The 17,142-nt window shown below is 63.4% G+C and carries 15 protein-coding genes; 5 read left to right on the forward strand and 10 right to left on the reverse strand.

Annotated elements, in window-relative coordinates; genetic code table 11:
* Positions 1–22 precede the first annotated feature (22 nt).
* The 3 genes from H4V99_RS11755 to H4V99_RS11765 all read left to right on the forward strand — a co-directional run bounded on the left by H4V99_RS11755 (position 23) and on the right by H4V99_RS11765 (position 3,213).
* Positions 23–1,192 carry a histidine kinase gene (locus H4V99_RS11755; protein ID WP_280678490.1) on the forward strand — a complete coding sequence of 390 codons (1,170 nt, stop codon included), beginning with the start codon at positions 23–25 and terminating at the stop codon, positions 1,190–1,192.
* Complete coding sequence (locus tag H4V99_RS11760; RefSeq protein WP_280678491.1) at positions 1,192–2,445, forward strand: hypothetical protein; 1,254 nt, start codon at positions 1,192–1,194, stop codon at positions 2,443–2,445. Before H4V99_RS11755 ends, H4V99_RS11760 begins: the two co-directional genes overlap by 1 nt.
* Before the next feature lie 117 nt (positions 2,446–2,562).
* Positions 2,563–3,213, forward strand: coding sequence for a response regulator (locus H4V99_RS11765; RefSeq protein WP_280680101.1), 651 nt, complete (start codon positions 2,563–2,565; stop codon positions 3,211–3,213).
* A gap of 93 nt (positions 3,214–3,306) precedes the next feature.
* On the opposite strand, the gene H4V99_RS11770 is transcribed toward H4V99_RS11765, so the two are convergent.
* Complete coding sequence (locus H4V99_RS11770) at positions 3,307–4,584, reverse strand: MFS transporter (protein WP_280678493.1); 1,278 nt, start codon at positions 4,582–4,584, stop codon at positions 3,307–3,309.
* A 70-nt stretch (positions 4,585–4,654) separates the two neighbouring features.
* On the opposite strand from H4V99_RS11770, the gene H4V99_RS11775 reads away from it, so the two are divergent.
* Complete coding sequence (locus H4V99_RS11775; protein ID WP_280678495.1) at positions 4,655–5,422, forward strand: hypothetical protein; 768 nt, start codon at positions 4,655–4,657, stop codon at positions 5,420–5,422.
* Positions 5,423–5,465: 43 nt separating this feature from the next.
* Here H4V99_RS11775 and H4V99_RS11780 read toward each other — a convergent pair whose 3' ends face one another.
* The 9 genes from H4V99_RS11780 to rsmI form a co-directional block, all read right to left on the reverse strand.
* Positions 5,466–6,125: a methionine ABC transporter permease gene (locus H4V99_RS11780; RefSeq protein ID WP_280678497.1), complete on the reverse strand. Its 660-nt coding sequence runs from the start codon at positions 6,123–6,125 to the stop codon at positions 5,466–5,468.
* 2 nt (positions 6,126–6,127) lie between these two features.
* Positions 6,128–7,156, reverse strand: a complete 1,029-nt coding sequence (locus tag H4V99_RS11785; protein ID WP_280678499.1) for a methionine ABC transporter ATP-binding protein — start codon at positions 7,154–7,156, stop codon at positions 6,128–6,130.
* Positions 7,157–7,208: 52 nt separating this feature from the next.
* Positions 7,209–8,099 carry a MetQ/NlpA family ABC transporter substrate-binding protein gene (locus H4V99_RS11790; protein WP_280678501.1) on the reverse strand — a complete coding sequence of 297 codons (891 nt, stop codon included), beginning with the start codon at positions 8,097–8,099 and terminating at the stop codon, positions 7,209–7,211.
* Between the two features lie 233 nt (positions 8,100–8,332).
* Positions 8,333–10,147: an ABC-F family ATP-binding cassette domain-containing protein gene (locus H4V99_RS11795; RefSeq protein ID WP_280678503.1), complete on the reverse strand. Its 1,815-nt coding sequence runs from the start codon at positions 10,145–10,147 to the stop codon at positions 8,333–8,335.
* A 37-nt stretch (positions 10,148–10,184) separates the two neighbouring features.
* The gene (locus tag H4V99_RS11800) at positions 10,185–11,120 is read right to left on the reverse strand and encodes a 4-(cytidine 5'-diphospho)-2-C-methyl-D-erythritol kinase (RefSeq protein ID WP_280678505.1); all 936 of its coding nucleotides are present in this window, start codon (positions 11,118–11,120) and stop codon (positions 10,185–10,187) included.
* Positions 11,121–11,171: 51 nt separating this feature from the next.
* Positions 11,172–12,071: a 16S rRNA (adenine(1518)-N(6)/adenine(1519)-N(6))-dimethyltransferase RsmA gene (rsmA, locus tag H4V99_RS11805; RefSeq protein WP_280678507.1), complete on the reverse strand. Its 900-nt coding sequence runs from the start codon at positions 12,069–12,071 to the stop codon at positions 11,172–11,174.
* Positions 12,068–13,033 (reverse strand): TatD family hydrolase, encoded by a 966-nt coding sequence (locus H4V99_RS11810; protein ID WP_280678509.1) that lies wholly within the window; start codon positions 13,031–13,033, stop codon positions 12,068–12,070. Before H4V99_RS11810 ends, rsmA begins: the two co-directional genes overlap by 4 nt.
* Positions 13,026–14,588 carry a methionine--tRNA ligase gene (metG, locus tag H4V99_RS11815; RefSeq protein WP_280678512.1) on the reverse strand — a complete coding sequence of 521 codons (1,563 nt, stop codon included), beginning with the start codon at positions 14,586–14,588 and terminating at the stop codon, positions 13,026–13,028. The genes H4V99_RS11810 and metG overlap by 8 nt, the downstream gene beginning before the upstream one ends.
* A gap of 72 nt (positions 14,589–14,660) precedes the next feature.
* Positions 14,661–15,503 (reverse strand): 16S rRNA (cytidine(1402)-2'-O)-methyltransferase, encoded by an 843-nt coding sequence (rsmI, locus tag H4V99_RS11820; protein WP_280678514.1) that lies wholly within the window; start codon positions 15,501–15,503, stop codon positions 14,661–14,663.
* Positions 15,504–15,596: 93 nt separating this feature from the next.
* On the opposite strand from rsmI, the gene H4V99_RS11825 reads away from it, so the two are divergent.
* The gene (locus H4V99_RS11825) at positions 15,597–17,132 is read left to right on the forward strand and encodes a phospholipid carrier-dependent glycosyltransferase (protein ID WP_280678516.1); all 1,536 of its coding nucleotides are present in this window, start codon (positions 15,597–15,599) and stop codon (positions 17,130–17,132) included.
* The last annotated feature ends 10 nt before the right edge of the window (positions 17,133–17,142 follow it).

Genomic DNA, 17,142 nt, shown 5'->3' on the forward strand with positions numbered 1-17,142 from the left:
TACCTCACCCGAACAGGCACCTATGCAACGCATCTTGAAGGAGCGCGATCGACTGCTGCGCAGGTCTGCTCAAGCATATGGGTTGGCCGGATCTGTCGCCGTACTGCTCTGCCTACTGATCCCCGATGGCGTAGGTTCCGGCGCACGTCAGGGATCAATAGTGCTGGTGCTGCTTATGTCCGGAGGCCAGTACCTTCTCGGCCGCACCGGCGCCATCCGCTGGGCCATGCTCACGCTGACGAGTGGTCTCGGCATCATTTTCCTCGTTGGGCTCGACAGCCGTCCGTCAGTTCCCCTGAACCTCGTGGAGGAGGCCACGCTCGGCATCGTGGCGGCAGTACCGATGAGCTCCATCGCCATGGTGCTCGTGGTTACCCGAAAACGAATTCTCATTCTGCTGTGCTCTTTCACCGCAACGATTGCGGCACTTCTCTTTGTGGAGTCCCTCGAGGAAGCAACCCCGCTCCCCCTTGCTCTGGGGATCACGGGATGGCTCTCCTGCATCATGACCGGGTGGTGGATCGCGCAGAGCATTCCCCGCGTGATGCACCGGATTGCCGCCATCGGCCGCGCCCACCGCGCGGAGCGCCACGCGAGTGAGCTTGAGGCCCAGCGGCGCACCGATGCCCGCCTTTTGCACGACACCGTGCTCGCCACCCTCACCCTGCTCGCGCATTCCGGAGTGGGCGTGAGTCCCCTCGCGCTTCGACAGCAGTCCGGTGATGACGCGCGGTTGCTCCGCCAGTTGCGACTCGGCGGACTTCCCAGCCCCCGGCGCTCTGGCGTGTACACGCTCGAAGCGGCCAACGCCTCAAGCCTCGGAACCACACTGGAATCTGTGCGCCAACGTTTTGGCCGAATGGGCCTGGAGGTGAACTGGCACGGCAGCGGTCAGGTTCGGCTTCCCAGCGATGTTCTCGACTCCTTTCTGCTTGCTCTGGGCGAATGCCTGGAGAATGTTCGGCGCCACTCCGGAGTGCTGCACGCCGACGTGACCATAACGGAAGACGCCACGACCATACGCGCGATGGTGACGGATACCGGCGTCGGCTTCGATCTCGCGGGCGTGGGAACTGAGCGGCTTGGCGTGGCCGAATCCGTAGTCGGGCGGCTTCGCGCGGTGGGTGGGAACGCGCGCTTGTTCTCCTCCCCCGGAGCGGGGACCACCGTTGTTCTCGAGGTGCCCCGGTGATGCTGGCCGGCATCGAAGCCACCACCGCACTGCAGACCGGTCGCGATCACAACCCGTCTCGCCTGTCTGCCAGAGTGCGCCGCACCCTGGTCCCGGACGATCCATCGAGCACCACAGCCACCGGTCTGGGCGGTCAGCACCTGGGCATTGGTCTAACATTGGGCGGTGCGCTGATCGCGGTTTTTCTCCTCGGACACTTTATAGTGGAGTGGCAGGGATGGCCTTTTCTCACGCTCAGCATGATGGCCTGGATCCTGTTGATCTCGTCTGCTCTCATCATCAACCAGATCGCTCGCCGACTCGCCACCCACATGCCGCTCTGGCTGTTTCTGACGGCGCTCGGTCTGGGGACCGTTGTGGTGGTCCTCGACTTGGCCGGATGCTGGGGACTGACGGGAGCGGGCATTTATCCCACCGCCGCCGCAGCCGTCGGTGCACTGCTCATGTCGATGATCACGCTCCGAGACACCACGAGCATCCTCAGCGCCATCGCAGGGCTGACGGTGCTCCTGCTGATCGGCGCGCTGGCCGAGGACCGCGAGGACATGCTCACCTTCGGGCCGGAAGTGCTCACGATCGCGATTGCGATCATTCCCCCGCTCGTGGGCGCAGGGATCGCTCGAGGGTTTCGACGTATGGTGCAACGCGAACTTGACCTGGTGCTGGTACAGAGCACAATCTCCCAACCACGTTTCACGGTGGGCATGCTCGCCTCGGAACAGCTGGCCCGGCTTGACCTCGATGCAGAGACGCTGCTGAACGATGTGGCCCAGGGGCGCACGGCGCTGCCGCTCGCCCCCACAACGGCGATGACCGCCGCAGCCCTCGCGACAGCGCTGCGACTTCATCTCATCGAGGGCCGCACCGAAACCTGGTTACACCATGCCATCAGCGAGTCTGAGTTCCTCAGCCCGGCGGTGACGCTCATCGATCCCACCGGCCTCGCCGGACTCCTGTCACCCGTTCAACGCGAGGGTCTTCTTCTCACGATCTGGTTACTGGTGGGCGACACGAGCGGGCCAGGGGCATCCGTGTCACTGCGATTTGGACCAATAGCACCCACCCCGGCGAGCTCTCGAACCCACTACCTACATTTCGACCTTGAGCTGACGACAACGGCCGTACCCCGGCGTCGCGTGGACCCCGAAATCTGGCAGGCAATTAGGGCCGTTGGGCCTTACATTGACTCCAACAGAAACGGTACTCTGCAGGTAGACATCGAGTGCAGTGCCGAGAATCCTGCCGATGTCTAGGCCGCACAATTTTCATGCCCAGCACTTTTTACACCCAGCACCAGTAAACACAGCACCTTTAAAGACAGCGCAATTCAGCAGGAGGCAACAGTGACAACCGCACCAGTAACACCACCGATAAACGGTAGGCCGATTCGTTTAGCCCTCGTCGATGATCACCGCATGCTCTTGGGAGCACTCACCGAATGGATCCGGAGCGCCGCGGATGACATCGATATGGTGGCGGCGGTGACCACCTGGCCCGAGTTGCTGACACACCCCGAGTTCCCGGTGGACGTCGTGCTGCTCGACCTTGACCTGAAGGACAACATCCCGGTTTCGCTCAAGATAGCCACCCTTAAGACCACCGGGGTGAAGACCGTGCTCATGAGCACGTATTCCGAACCCGCGCTGGTGCGGGCGGCTCTGGCTGCCGGTGCTCTCGGTTATCTCGTGAAGAGCGAGGAAGCCAGCATGATCGTGGATGCAATTCGCGCCGCAGCCGTGGGCAAGTCGTATATCTCCGCGGAGCTCGATTACGCCCTCAACTCCAGTCAGCCCACCGAAGGTCCCCGCCTGAGCGCTCAGGAGCGTCGAGTGATGGCCCTCTACGGGGCTGGCGAGCCGGTGAAGGCGGTCGCCTACCAGCTCGGCATCTCCGAGGAGACCGCGAAGAGCTACCTCAAGCGCATCCGGGAGAAGTACCGCCTCGCGGGCCACGACGTGGGAACCAAGGTTGCACTGCGTAAGCGCGCTATTCGCGATGGAATCTTGCTCCAGACCGACTGACAGTCCCGAGATTCCCAGGTCTACCAGGCCGGCCCACTTCGGTGGGTCGGCCTGTTGTGTGCGTGTGTGTGCAGTGATGGTGTTTCCGCTGACCTACTTCACCCGTACCGTCGTGATGAGTGCAGTGCCATACGGAACGTCATCCCCGCGTCGGCGCCACCGATGGTCGATACCGAAGGTCACCAGCGTGAGAGCCACACCGATGAGGCTGAGACCCACTCCGATCCAGACCGGAGCCAGGTAGCCGAGGCCACCAGCAATGGCCACACCCCCCAGTGCCGCCCCCAGTGCGTTACCCACGTTGAGGGACGAGTGGTTCAGAGCCGCAGCGAGTGACTGACTATCGTGCGCAACATCCATGAGTCGCGCCTGAATCGTGGGCGACAAAGCGGATGCCGCGGCACCAATGAAGAACATCCCCACCAACAGGCCCGGTAGCGACTGCGCAGAGACGGCCAGCAGCACCAGGGCCGCGATGAGAACCGCGAACGAAATATACATGGTGCGGCGCACGCTCCAATCGGCCAGCGCCCCGCCACCGAAGTTTCCCACGGTCATACCGAGGCCAACGACAACCAGAACCAGTGGAACTGCACCGGCCGTGAGTCCGGTGATCTCAATGACCAGCGGAGCAACATAGGTGTACACCGCGAACAGCCCTCCGAAGCCAATGGCGCCGATTCCCAGGGTGATCCAGACCTGAAGTCGACGGAACGCCCGGAGTTCCGAACGCATTGTGGCCCGAGGGTTGCCCGGCTGGAAGGGGACAACGAGTGCCACAGCCGCGAACGTGACCGCAAAAATACCAGCCACCACCAGGTACGCAACACGCCAACCGTTCGTCTGCCCAATGAAGGTGATGATGGGAACACCGATGACGTTGGCGATAGTGAGTCCGGAGAGAACCAGTGCTATACCTCGGGCACGCTTGCCCGGCCCCATGAGGTCGGCTGCCACCAGCGAGGCAATGCCAAAGTATGCACCGTGGGGCAAGGCAGCGATAAAACGAGCGATCAGCACCGTTTCAAAACTCGGCAACAGGGCAGAGGCGATGGTTCCGAGCGTGAAGGCCGTGAGGAGTGCCAGAAGCAACTGTTTACGCGGCCACCGCGCCGCCGCCGCCGCAATGGTGGGGGCGCCGACAACCACCCCCAGAGCGTAGGCGGAGATGAGCCACCCCGCCTGAGCATTTGCTGTCTCCGGTGAGCTGGCGTAAAGCGCTGGAAGCAGGTCCTGGGCCAGATTGGGCAGCAATCCCATGGCTACAAATTCGGTCGACCCAATACCGAAACCGCCCAGGGCAAGCGCAAGAAGGGCAAGACGAATTCGGGTCGACGACAGCGGAGTCGACCCGTCAGTAAGGAGGGGCATGTGTTCACACTAATCGCGTACCCCCCGATCACGTTAAAAGTCAACGGCATCGGTACGTTAGGTTTCTGGTGTGCTCACTCGCTATTCGCCTCTGCCCCTTCTGATCGTCTGCGCCGGCGTACTCCTGCTTGTCGGCTGTTCCGCGCCCGCTGCAACGCCCACAACCTCCGCAACGCCCAGCTCGTCAGCTGTACCAACAGCAACACCCACAGCAGCTGCTCCCGAGACGCCCGGTGCGGCATCCGGTGCGGGGTGCCCGTCGGGCGGAGAACCACGCCCCTCCGACACCTATGCCGCCGCAATTGACGATCTCGATGGCGATGGCGAAGCGGACAGCGAGTGGTATGCCGAGACCTCGCCCTTCCGCTACGGAGTGACCACGGCATCGGGGGCCACGTTTTCGGTAAACGACGGGTTGGCTGGCCCGGGCACGCATCGCGGCTGGTCGGCCCGGCTCGCCAACGGAGTGGTCGTCACCGTCCTTGACGACGGCCGCGGGGCCACACTGCACGCCATCGTCGATTGCGCGTTTGTGACCCCGCTCGATGTACTGGGTGAACCCTACCGATTCGACCTGCAGAACCGACTGGGTAACGGCACCGGGGTCGGCTGCCGCATGGGAACAACCGGCCGGGAACTCGTGGGTTTTCAGACCGACGAGCAGTCCGACGGGCGTTTTGACGTCACGACGACCGAAATTCTCGTCTCTATCGATGGCACCACGGCCACCAACGGTACTCGCACCCGATCAGACCTTGCCGCCGACGATCCGGCCGTGACCGAAGCCCAAACATCCTCGTGCGGCACGGTCACGATCGTGGCGACAACGGGCCGCTGACGTCGACGACGCACGACCATCCCCATGGTCGTGCTCGAGGCAGTTACCGGCGGAAGGCCTTCCGCGCCAGCCAGTTGCCGAAGAATTGCACGCACTGCACCAGAATGATGATCAGCAGCACCGCCGCCCACGTGACGACGGGGTTGAACTGGCGATAACCGTACAGGAGCGCGAAGTTTCCGAGACCGCCACCGCCCACATAACCGGCAACCGCGGACATGTCCACGAGAGCTACAAAAATGAATGTGTAGCCGAGGATCAGCGGGCCGAGCGCCTCGGGCAGCAGCACGGTGGTGATAATCCGCAGGGGTCCAGCACCGACGCTCCGTGCGGCATCAATCACGCCGGGAGTGACGGTCAACAGGTTCTGCTCAACAATACGAGCCATAGCGAACGAGGCCGCCAACGCAATCGTGAAGATGATCGCGTTGTTGCCGATGCCGCTCCCGGTCACCGCACGAGCAAGAGGTTGTGCCGCCGCGAGAAAGATGATGAACGGAATCGGGCGAATGAAGTTCACCAGAAGGTTGAGGACAAAGAAGACGGCCCGGTTTTGCAGAATACTGCCGGCCCGGGTGAGGTAGAGCCCCAACCCGATAATGAGTCCGCCGAGGCCACCAAAAAACAGGGTCAACGCCACGATATAGAGCGTTTCATATGATGCCTGCCAGAGCTCGGGCAGCAGGTCTGTGAGTGCGTCCATGGTCAGCGCACCTCCGTCACGGTGGTCAGCGTTCGAATGTGGGTCAGTACCGTGTCGATCGCGGAATCGGAGGCCGTCAGCGCCAGCGTGAGGTGCCCAAAAGGCCGCCCCTGAATCTCATTGATGCCACCGTAGACAACCTCAAAGCCGACACCGGCCCGAGCGAGTTCACCGAAAACAGCGGCCTGATCAACGGCGCTGTCCCGAAAAGCCATCGTCACGATCCGACCGGAGTGGCGTTCCCGCAGAACTGTCAGTTCGACAGCTGACGGGACGCCCTTCACCACGGTGGAAACGAAACGAGCGGATGCCGCCTGCTGCGGGTTCGAGAACACGTCAAAGACCGGGCCGCGTTCAATGATGCGGCCCTGGTCCATGACGGCCACCTTCGTGGCAATCGTCTGGATAACATCCATCTCGTGGGTGATCACAATGATGGTCACCCCGAATTCCTCGTTGACCCGCTTCAGGAGAGCAAGTACCTCATGAGTGGTCTCCGGATCCAGCGCACTCGTCGACTCGTCGGCCAGGAGGATGCTCGGCTGCGTCGCCAGGGCACGAGCAATACCCACCCGCTGCTTCTGGCCTCCCGACAGCTGATCGGGGTAGGCCCCCGCCTTATCGGTGAGCCCCACAAACTCGAGCAGCTCGGCCACCCGTGCGGCCCGCAGCTCCTTGGGGCTGCCCGCGACCTCCAGCGGATACGCCACATTTCGGGCGACCGTGCGGGAGCCCAGCAGGTTGAACTGCTGAAAGATCATCCCAATCCCGAGCCGCACCGTGCGAAGTTCGCGCTCGGACAGCAGGGCGATGTCCCGACCGTCGACGAAAATCTCGCCGCTCGTGGACCGCTCCAGCGCATTCACGAGGCGCACCAGAGTGCTCTTACCCGCCCCGGAGTAGCCGATGATTCCGTAGATGTCACCGGCCTCCACGTCAAGGCTCACCGAATCAATGGCTGTGACCGGGAGTGCGCCTTTTGCCGTGGGTGGATACACCTTGCTGACATTTTTGAGGCTGACTAAAGCCATCCGCTGTTCCTCGTGCTCTGTTTCTCGATCGGTGGGCAGACCAGGCGGATGCTTACTTCTGTGCCCTGGTTTCGGCCTCGACCGTTGCGAGAGATTCCTCGAGGTCGGTGACGGAAGTGGTGAGCATGACGGCGGTCTGACCCGATACCTCGAGCACGCCATCCTGAACGGACTTCGTGTTCTGGTAGATCTCGACAAGCTTCGTGAACGTGGCGTTGTCCTTGTCCTCGGCGCGCGCGGCGAAGACGTTCACGTACGGAAGGGACGCGGGATCCGCGGGGTCATCCTGAGCAATCGCATCCGAGAACTTGAGCCCGGCTTTCTCGGCAAAGTCGTTGTTGATGATGGCGCCGGCCAGATCGGGCAAGGAGTTAGCCGTGAGGGAAGCCTCCAGAGCAGTGACCTTCACGCGTGATGCGGACGCATCGATGTCGTCAAGGCTGGAAGCGATCGATCCACCGTCGGTGAGGGTAATGAGGCCAGCCGACTGCAGCACCAGCAACCCGCGGGCCATATTGGCCGGGTCGTTGGGAACCGCAACGGTGTCCCCCTGCTGGATCTCCTCGACACTGCCGTACTCGCTGGAGTACAGCGCGAGCGGGTAGATGGCCGTGGCACCCACGACAGCGAGATCCTCGCTACTGGATACGTTGTAGTCGGCGAGGTACGCGATGGTCTGGAACTGGTTGAGGTCGAGCTCGCCCGCGGTCAGTGCGGGGTTGGGCTGGGGGTACTGCGAGAAGTCGATGATCTCCACCGTGATGCCCTCGGCGGCAGCCGCCTCGGTGTAGACCTCCCAGTACGGGTCGCTCGCGCCGACGACGCCGATCTTGACGACATCATCACCGCCAGCCGCACCGGCGCATCCGGCCAGCAGGGCCGCGAGGGGAATCACCGCGAGGGCGGCGAGAAGAGACTTCTTGAAACGGGGGTTCGTGGTCACGATGCAGATCCTTAATCGCTGTGGGTGTATGCGCGCACGCCGCAGGGAGCGATACAGCCGTCGTGGGCCGGTATCGACAGGATCGGATTCGCGAATCCGACATGTGGGCACAGAGCAACCCGGTGTCATGTTCGGGAATCTGTGCCGCTGCTCTGCGAGGCACACTTCAACGTTATCCGCTGAAGCTACGCTCCGCAGGTCGCTGCGGCATACTTCGTCACAGAACCTGCGAATTAGCCCTCAATGAGCTCAGTAAGTTCGACCCAGCGCGTTTCCAGCGTGGCGATGGTGCTTTCCAAATCGGTGAGCTTCACTCCGAGCTCGGTGAGACCGGCGAAGTCCGACTGATCGTGGGCAGCAAGTTTCTCGTGCTTGAGTGCGATACGCTCCTGCAGTTTCACGACCTTGCGGTCGATGGAACCGAGTTCCTTCTGCGCGTTGCGCAGCTCGGCGCCGCCCAGGTTGGACTTCTTCTTGGCCGGAGTGCCGGCATCCGCTGGAGAACCCGACGCCGGCCCCGCGACGGCCTTGCGGCGCACCTCGAGGTACTGGTCCACTCCACCGGGAAGATGGCGGAAGGCCCCATCCATGACGGCGTACTGGTTGTCCGTCACACGCTCGATGAGGTATCGGTCGTGCGAGACAACGAGCAGGGTGCCCGGGAAGGAGTCCAGCAGGTCTTCCATGGCGGCGAGCATGTCGGTGTCGAGGTCGTTAGTGGGCTCGTCGAGGATGAGAACGTTGGGCTCATCGAGCACGATCAGGAGCAGCTGCAAGCGACGCTTCTGACCACCGGAGAGGTCTTTCACCCGCGTCGACAGCTGCGCACTCATGAAGCCCATGCGCTCCAGCATCTGGCCGGGCGTGATTTCCTTGCCCGCAGCCATGTAGCTGGACTTCTGGCGCCCAATCACCTCGCTCACCTTGTCGTTCGCGATGTCGTCGAGTTCGAAGAGCTGCTGGGTGAGCACGGCAACCTTGATGGTCTTGCCGCGCTTGACCGTACCGCTTGTGGGCTGAAGCGTTCCGGCCACGAGGCCGAGGAGGGTGCTCTTGCCGGCACCATTGACACCCATAATGCCGGTGCGCTCCCCCGGAGCGATGCGCCAGGTGATGTCATTCAGCACGGTCTTGACCGCGTGAGCATCGCCCTTCACCGGGAAGGTCACCGAGATATCGATGAGGTCAACGACGTCCTTGCCGAGGCGTTGCATGGCCATCGACTGCATCGAGACGGTATCGCGGGGCGGCGGCTCGTTCTCGATCAGTTCGTTTGCGGCCTCAATACGGAACTTGGGCTTGGCGGTGCGGGCCGGAGCACCGCGGCGCAGCCAGGCCAGTTCCTTCTTCATGAGGTTCTGGCGCTTGGCCTCTGAGACGGCGCTGGAACGGTCGCGCTCGACGCGCTGAAGAATGTAGGCGGCGTAACCGCCCTCGAAGGGTTCGATGACGCGGTCGTGCACCTCCCAGGTGATGTTGCACACCTCGTCGAGGAACCACCGGTCGTGGGTGACGACCACGAGTCCACCGCTCTGCGCGGCCCACCGGGTCTTCAGGTGTCCGGCAAGCCAGGAGATACCCTCCACATCGAGGTGGTTAGTGGGCTCATCCAGAAAAATCACGTCATAGTCGCCGATCAGCACGGCGGCGAGGGCGACTCGACGGCGCTGGCCACCGGACAGGTCATCGACGAGGGCGTCCCAGGGAATATCCCGCACCAGGCCACCAATAACGTCGCGCACCTTGGAATCGCCCGCCCAGACGTGCTCCTCGATGCCACCGACGATGGTGTGGCCCACGGTCTGGCCCGAGGCGAGATCGTCAGACTGGTCGAGCATGCCGATGGTGACGCCGCGACGACGGGTCACGCGTCCCTCATCGGGCTCCATCCGACCAGCCAAAAGCCGCATCAGGGTGGACTTACCGTCGCCGTTGCGTCCGACAACGCCGATACGGTCGCCCTCGTTAAGGCCGGCGGTGACGTTGTCAAAGATGACGCGGGTGGGAAATTCGAGGTGCAGGGACTCAGCCCCGAGCAAATGTGCCATAGGTTCCGAGTTTACGGCACGTTTGGGCCCACTCCGCCTAGTCGTTGATGAGGCGCGCTCCGTGCACCGGTCCGGTGGCACGCACGACGCGGAGCCGGGAGGCGGAGAGGGCAACCTGCAACTCGAGCGCGCTGTCGGCATCCGCTACCAAAAACGCCACCGTGGGCCCGGATCCAGAGATGATGCCGGCGAGAGCACCGTTTTCCTCACCCAGCTGAATGACACTACCGAGGCCGGGCGCGAGGTGCAGGGCCGGCGCCTGCAGGTCGTTGTGCAGCGCGTCAGCCAGCATGTGCGGATCTCCGGCACGCAGAGCCAGCAGCACACTCGAGTCCACGGTGGGTTGGACCTCGGCCGGGAAGATGTCCTGGGCGTGACGGTCCCGGTGCCGATCGAGTTCTCTGTACACCGCCGGGGTCGACATACCAAACTCAGCCAGCGCCAGCACCCACTGGAATTTTCCCTTGGCCAGGGCCGGGCTCAGCTGATCGCCGCGACCGGTACCGATCGCGGTGCCGCCGGTGAACGCGAACGGAACATCGGCTCCGAGTGTGGCGCCGATGGCGAGCAGCTCGTCTTTGCTGGCGGCCGTATTCCACAGGGTGTCGCAGGCGAGCAGGGTGGCCGCGGCATCCGCTGAACCGCCACCCATACCGCCCGCAATGGGCACATTTTTCTCGATCTCGAGGTGCACTCCGCCGCGGTAACCGGCCTTGCGGGCCAGAGCCCGTGCGGCCTTGATGGCCAGGTTCGTGCCGTCTGTCGCCAGCCCGGAGGTGTCAATGGAACCGGTAAACGTCACGGAAAAATCCGTCGCCGGATAGGCGCGCACCTCTTCGGTCAGTGACACGGCCTGAAAGGCGGTGGCGAGCTCGTGATAGCCGTCGTCCCGCACGGCACCAACCTTGAGAAAGACGTTGATCTTGCCCGGCGCTCGTGCATGCACAACCTGGGTGCCGGCGATCGTCGTCATGGTCTTAACCTAGCCCAGCGAGCACCATGGGTTCGACGCGGCGCTGCCCGTTCAGGCAGAACGGGAGTCGACCCAGACGCGCGCAACGGCAAGAAAATCATGCACCGTCAGCTGCTCACCACGGGTCGTGGGGTCGATCCCCGCACTTTCCAGCAGAGCGGATGCCGCGGCGGAATCACCCAAAACAACCGACAGCGATTGGCGCATCATTTTGCGCCGCTGTTGAAAAGCAGCGTCCACGAGAGCGAAGGTTGCCAGGCGCAACTCCTCGCTTTCGAGCGGGGTGGCGCGGCGTTCAAACGCAATCAGGATGGAATCGACATTGGGCACCGGCCAGAACACCTGGCGGCTCACCTTGCCCGCAGTCCGAAAATCACCGTACCAGGCGGCCTTGACGCTCGGGCTGCCATAAATCTTGCTACCGGGAGCCGCGGCGAGCCGCTCGCCCACCTCGGCCTGCACCATGACCACGCCCGCACGAACGGATGCGAAGTTTTCGAGCAGGTAGAGCAGCACCGGAACGGACACGTTGTACGGCAGGTTCGCCACGAGCCGGGTCGGGTCGCCGGGAAGTTCGGTGATCTTCAGGGCATCCGCTCGGATCACCGTGAGCGGGGCACCGGGCTGCATGAGTTCCACGGTGAGTGGCAGTTGCTCGGCGAGTCGATCGTCAATCTCCACGGCCACGACGCTCGCGCCGGTCTCGAGAATACCGAGGGTGAGTGAGCCGAGGCCCGGGCCCACCTCCACGACGACATCGCCGCTGGCGACGCTGGCCACCCGCACAATGCGCCTCACCGTGTTGCCATCAATAACAAAGTTCTGGCCCAGCTTCTTGGTGGGGTTCACACCCAGCATCTCCGCCAGGTCGCGGATCTCGGCGGGCCCGAGAAGCTTCTGCGGAACGCGAGGCGTCTCGTCGCCCACGTTCGCCGCGCGCTCGGGGCTCATGCCAGACCGCCCAGCGGGGCGGCAGAGGGAAGAACAGCATCGGAAGCGGCCGTGACCGGCTCCGCGTCCCAGCGGCCGTAGACGAGTTCGGTGTTAGAGGTGATCTGGGCAGACAGGAGCGAGACATCCGTTTCAAGGTGGCGGGCCATCATCCGCAGCGTGTTGGGCAGGAGGTAGGGGGCATTGGGACGCCCGCGGTGAGGCATGGGCGTGAGGAAGGGGGCATCCGTTTCGACGAGCAGCAGGCTGCGGGGCGCGACGGAGAGGGCGGCGCGGAGGTCGTGTGCGTTACCGAAGGTCACGTTTCCGGCGAACGACATGTACCAGCCATTTTCGGCGCAGACGCGCGCCATCTCGGCGTCACCGGAGAAGCAGTGAAACACCGTGCGTTCGGGGGCGCCCACCCGCAGCAGCGTGGCAATGACCTCGGCGTGGGCGTTGCGGTCATGGATCTGCACAGCAAGGTTGTTCGCCTTGGCGATCTCGATGTGCGCCTCGAACGACCGCACCTGGGTGGCATGACCCGGTTCCTCGGTGCGAAAGAAGTCCAGCCCCGTTTCGCCGACGGCCACCACACGCGGCCAGCCGGCCAGATCGCTCATCTCGGCGATGGCGTCGTCGAGGGTACCTTCACTCTCGTAGCGCGGGGCCTCGTTTGGGTGAATGGCCACCGCGGCCAGCATGCGCGGCTCGATCTGTGCCGTCTCGGCCGACCACCGTGATGTCACCCGATCACCACCCACCTGCACAACGCCGCGCACACCCACACTCGACGCACGGTCCAGGTGCTCGGTGTAGCTGAGCGGGGTCTCCTCGTCGGTGATGCGGCCACTCGTGCTGACGGTGGGGTCGAGGTGGGTGTGGTTGTCGTAAATGGGAACCGTGAGCGGTTCGGGCAGCGGCGGGTAGCTCAGATCGCGTCGCTTTTTACCCGCAGACGCTGCTGCGGTGTCGCTAGCCAACCGTCGACTCGATCCGCGGGAAAAGCGGTTCGAGCGCAGAAACCTGCTGGCCACCGGTCCACTCCCAGGCACGATCGATGCGCTGATCCGCGAGCGCGCCGGTGCCACCCAGCGCCGTCCAGAGCGTGCCGGTAGCGATGGGGATGACCGGGGACAGCAGCACGGCCAGCGTGCCGAGACCGCGCACTGCCGTGTGCAGAACGTTTTCGAGGCGCTCACGGCTGGCCGGGTCCTTGGCCAGAGCCCACGGCTCCTGCAGGGTGATGTACCCGTTCAGCTCGTCGACGAGCTCCCAGACGGATGCGACCGCCTCGTGAATCGCCAGGCGATCGACGGCCGCGGCCGCGGCATCCGTCACCCGCTGTTCCGTGGCCCGAATGGCGAGGTCGGCCGCGCTCGGAGAACCCCCCACAGGCACGGTTCCCTCGCAGTACCGCACCACCATCGCAATGACGCGGGAGGCCAGGTTGCCAAAACCGTTCGCCAGTTCGGACTGGTACCTGGCCGAGAGGTCCTCCCACGAGAAGGACCCATCCTGACCAAAGCTGATGGCGCGCATGAAGTAGTAACGGAAGGCGTCGGAGCCGAACGTGTCGGTGATCTGGCTGGGCGCGATCCCGGTGAGCTTGGACTTGCTCATCTTCTCGCCGCCCACAAGCAACCAGCCGTGGCCGAAGACCTGCTTGGGCACCTCGATGCCGGCGGCCATGAGCATTGCAGGCCAGATAACCGCGTGGAAACGCAGAATGTCTTTACCCACAATGTGCGTGGCCGGCCAGCGGCTGGCAAACGCCTCGTCGTCCTGACCGTACCCGGCGGCCGTGATGTAGTTGAGCAGCGCGTCAAACCACACGTACACGACATGACTCTCGTCCCAGGGAACCTTGATTCCCCAGTCGAAGCTCGAACGGGAAATTGACAGGTCGCTCAGCCCACGCTTCACGAAGGAGATGACCTCGTTCCGAGCTGACTCCGGCTGAACGAAGTTGGGGTTTTCCTCGTAAAGGGCCAGGAGCCGATCGGCAAAGGCGCTCATCTTGAAGAAGTAGTTCTTCTCGTGCAGGAGCTCGACCGGCTTGGAGTGGATGGCACACACGAGAACACCGGCGTCCTCGCCGGTTCCATCCACGAGATCGCCCGTGGCCTTGTATTCCTCACAACCCACGCAGTAGTAGCCCTCGTACTCGCCGGTGTAGATGTGGCCCTCGGTCTGGAGATGCTGCAGAAACTTCTGCGCGTTCACCTCGTGGCGCTCGTCGGTCGTGCGAATGAAGTCGTCATTGGCAATGTTCACGGTGGCCAACAGTGGCTTCCAGGCCGTCTCCACCAGGCGGTCGGCCCACTGCTTGGGCGTGACGCCGTTGGCCGTGGCGGTGCGCAGAATCTTTTGCCCGTGCTCGTCGGTTCCGGTGAGGAGCCAGGCGTTGTCGCCCGACTGGCGGTGCCAGCGAGCAAGGACATCTGCCGCCACCTCGGTGTAGGCGTGCCCGATGTGCGGGACATCATTCACGTAGAAAATGGGCGTGGTGATGTAGAAAGAAGAGCCGTCGGACATGCTCACATCTTATGCGCGCGCGGCCCTCTCCCCCGCCGTGTGACGACACTACGGTGAAGCAATACGCGAAATTCAGTGCTCAGAGCGCACCGTTTTGGGTGCCTTCTGCTGCAGGGCGGCCTCGTACAGGTCGCGTTTGCTCAGGCCACTGGCCGCTGAGACGTCGGCCGTCGCGTCCTTCAAACGGATGCCGCTGGCCACCAGTGCGATGACCTCGGCCACGCCGTCACTCAGGTTGAGCACCCGCACCTCGGCCCCGGCCACGACCAGGCAAATCTCGCCGCGGACCCCGCCGGCGGCCCACTCGGCGAGCTCCGTGGCCGTGCCGCGCTTCACTTCTTCGTAGAACTTGGTCAGCTCCCGGCACACCACCACCCGTCGCTCGGCTCCGAAGACTGCCGCCAGGTCGAGGAGGCTCGCGGCTAGCCGGTTAGGCGACTCGAAGAAGACCATGGTGCGCCGCTCGGCGGCAAGCTCACGAAAGAGCGTGGTTCGTTCACCGTGCTTGCGCGGAAGAAATCCCTCGAATGTGAAGCGGTCCGTGGGAAGTCCAGAAACCGCCAGGGCGGTCAGCACTGCCGACGGCCCCGGCAGGGCAGAAACCACGACTCCGGCAGCAACAGCGGCATCCACCAGGTGAAAGCCGGGGTCAGAAACGGTGGGCATGCCGGCATCGCTCAGCACGAGCAGGTCGGTGTCGCGAGCGAGCTCCACCAGTTCGGCCGCCTTGCCGCGTTCGTTGTGGTCGTGCAGGCTGATGAGCCGCGGCCGGTTTTCGATTCCGAGGGCCTTGAGCAGGTGAATGGTGACTCGGGTGTCTTCGGAAGCGATGACGGTTGCTGTGGTGAGCGCCTCAACCAGGCGCTTGGAGGCATCCCCGAGGTTTCCGATCGGTGTGGCAGCGAGGATGATCATGCCTCTATTGTCTCAGGCACTTTCGCTCTGGTCACGCAATCTCCCGGGCGACGCAATCTCCCGGGTCTGGCACCTGCTCGGTACGATGGCATCGTGCTTGCAACTTCTCGATGGGTCCGGTGGGCCGCCCCCATTCTTGTCATCGTGCTCGCGGCCACTCTTCGACTCTGGAACCTCGGCACCCCGCATTCGCTCGTCTTTGATGAGACTTTCTACGTGAAGGATGCCTGGTCGCTGTTCAACAACGGTTATGAGTCCACGTGGCCCAGCGGTGCCGATGAGCTGTTTGCCGGCGGCCAGACCGACATCTACTCAACCGATCCGTCATTCGTAGTCCATCCCCCGCTCGGTAAGTGGCTCATCGGCCTCGGTATGGCCGCCGTGGGGCCCGCGAGCAGCTGGGGCTGGCGGATTTCCACCGTGATCGTCGGTGTTCTCGCGGTTATTCTCCTCATGCTGATCGCCCGCACCCTTTTTCGGTCTCTCACCCTGGCCGTCATCGCCGGGTTTCTGCTCGCCATCGACGGCCATGCGATCGTGATGTCCCGGGTCGCCCTCCTCGACAACTACATCATGTTCTTTGCCCTCCTCGGATTCGGAGCAATCCTGCTCGACCGAGAGTGGCACGCTCATCGATTAGGCGCCTGGCTTGATAGCCGGCGCCGGGCTGGGCTGGATCCGCAGTGGGGGCCAACCCTGTGGTGGCGCCCGTGGCTTCTGGCCGCCGGACTCGCGTTCGGGCTGGCAAGCAGCGTCAAATGGTCTGGCATCTACTTTCTGGCCGCCTTCGGTGTGTACACCGTGGTTGTTGACGCCCTCGCTCGCCGCCGAGCCGGCGTAGCGTTCTGGGCCAGCGCGGCGGTGCTGAAACAGGCACCCGCCAATTTCGTACTCCTGGTTCCCCTCGCCATCGCCACGTTTCTGGTGTCGTGGACCGGCTGGTTCGTCACCCGGGGTGGTTTCTATCGCGACTGGGCAGATACCGCTGGAGCAGCGTGGACCGGACCGCTGGCCTTCATCCCGCATGCCGTCCAGAGTTTCTGGCACTACCAGGTTTCCGCCTATACGTACCATGTGGGTCTGGTGACGCCACATCCCTACCAGGCCAACCCGCTCACCTGGCTCTTTATGATCCGGCCCACGAGCATGTACTACGCCGGGACCAGCCGTGGTGAGAACGGGTGTGCGAGCGACACCTGCTCCGCGGCGATCACATCCCTCGGCAATCCGCTCATCTGGTGGGCCGCCACGGCCGCCCTGTTCTACCTTCTCTACCGTCTGGCTCGGTACCGGGAATGGCAGGTGGGTCTCATCATGATGGGCATCGTGGCCGGCTACGTTCCCTGGCTCATGTACCTCAACCGAACCGTCTTCCAGTTTTACACCATCAGCTTCGAGCCCTACCTTATTTTGGGTCTCACGTTCGTGATTGGCCTGATTCTCGGACTCTCGCCGGTGTCTCACGGGCTGCCGCCGGAGGCAGCGGACCGACGAACAGGCATCCGTCTTGTCACTGTTTTTCTCGTTTTAGCGCTGTTGATCAGTGCTTTCTTTTACCCGCTGTGGACGGGAACGCAAACGTCGTTCGCGTTCTGGCAGCTTCACACGTGGATGTCCAGTTGGCGATGAATTCGCTTGA

This window comes from Cryobacterium sp. CG_9.6, assembly GCF_029893365.1.
Lineage (GTDB): Bacteria > Actinomycetota > Actinomycetes > Actinomycetales > Microbacteriaceae > Cryobacterium.

Coding starts and splice junctions, on each gene's coding strand:
- H4V99_RS11760 (WP_280678491.1), top strand. CDS start 1,192: ATGCTGGCCGGCATCGAAGCCACCACCGCACTGCAGACCGGTCGCGAT.
- H4V99_RS11755 (WP_280678490.1), top strand. CDS start 23: ATGCAACGCATCTTGAAGGAGCGCGATCGACTGCTGCGCAGGTCTGCT.
- H4V99_RS11800 (WP_280678505.1), bottom strand. CDS start 11,120: ATGACGACGATCGCCGGCACCCAGGTTGTGCATGCACGAGCGCCGGGC.
- H4V99_RS11795 (WP_280678503.1), bottom strand. CDS start 10,147: ATGGCACATTTGCTCGGGGCTGAGTCCCTGCACCTCGAATTTCCCACC.
- metG (WP_280678512.1), bottom strand. CDS start 14,588: ATGTCCGACGGCTCTTCTTTCTACATCACCACGCCCATTTTCTACGTG.
- H4V99_RS11780 (WP_280678497.1), bottom strand. CDS start 6,125: ATGGACGCACTCACAGACCTGCTGCCCGAGCTCTGGCAGGCATCATAT.
- H4V99_RS11785 (WP_280678499.1), bottom strand. CDS start 7,156: ATGGCTTTAGTCAGCCTCAAAAATGTCAGCAAGGTGTATCCACCCACG.
- rsmI (WP_280678514.1), bottom strand. CDS start 15,503: ATGATCATCCTCGCTGCCACACCGATCGGAAACCTCGGGGATGCCTCC.
- H4V99_RS11770 (WP_280678493.1), bottom strand. CDS start 4,584: ATGCCCCTCCTTACTGACGGGTCGACTCCGCTGTCGTCGACCCGAATT.
- rsmA (WP_280678507.1), bottom strand. CDS start 12,071: ATGAGCCCCGAGCGCGCGGCGAACGTGGGCGACGAGACGCCTCGCGTT.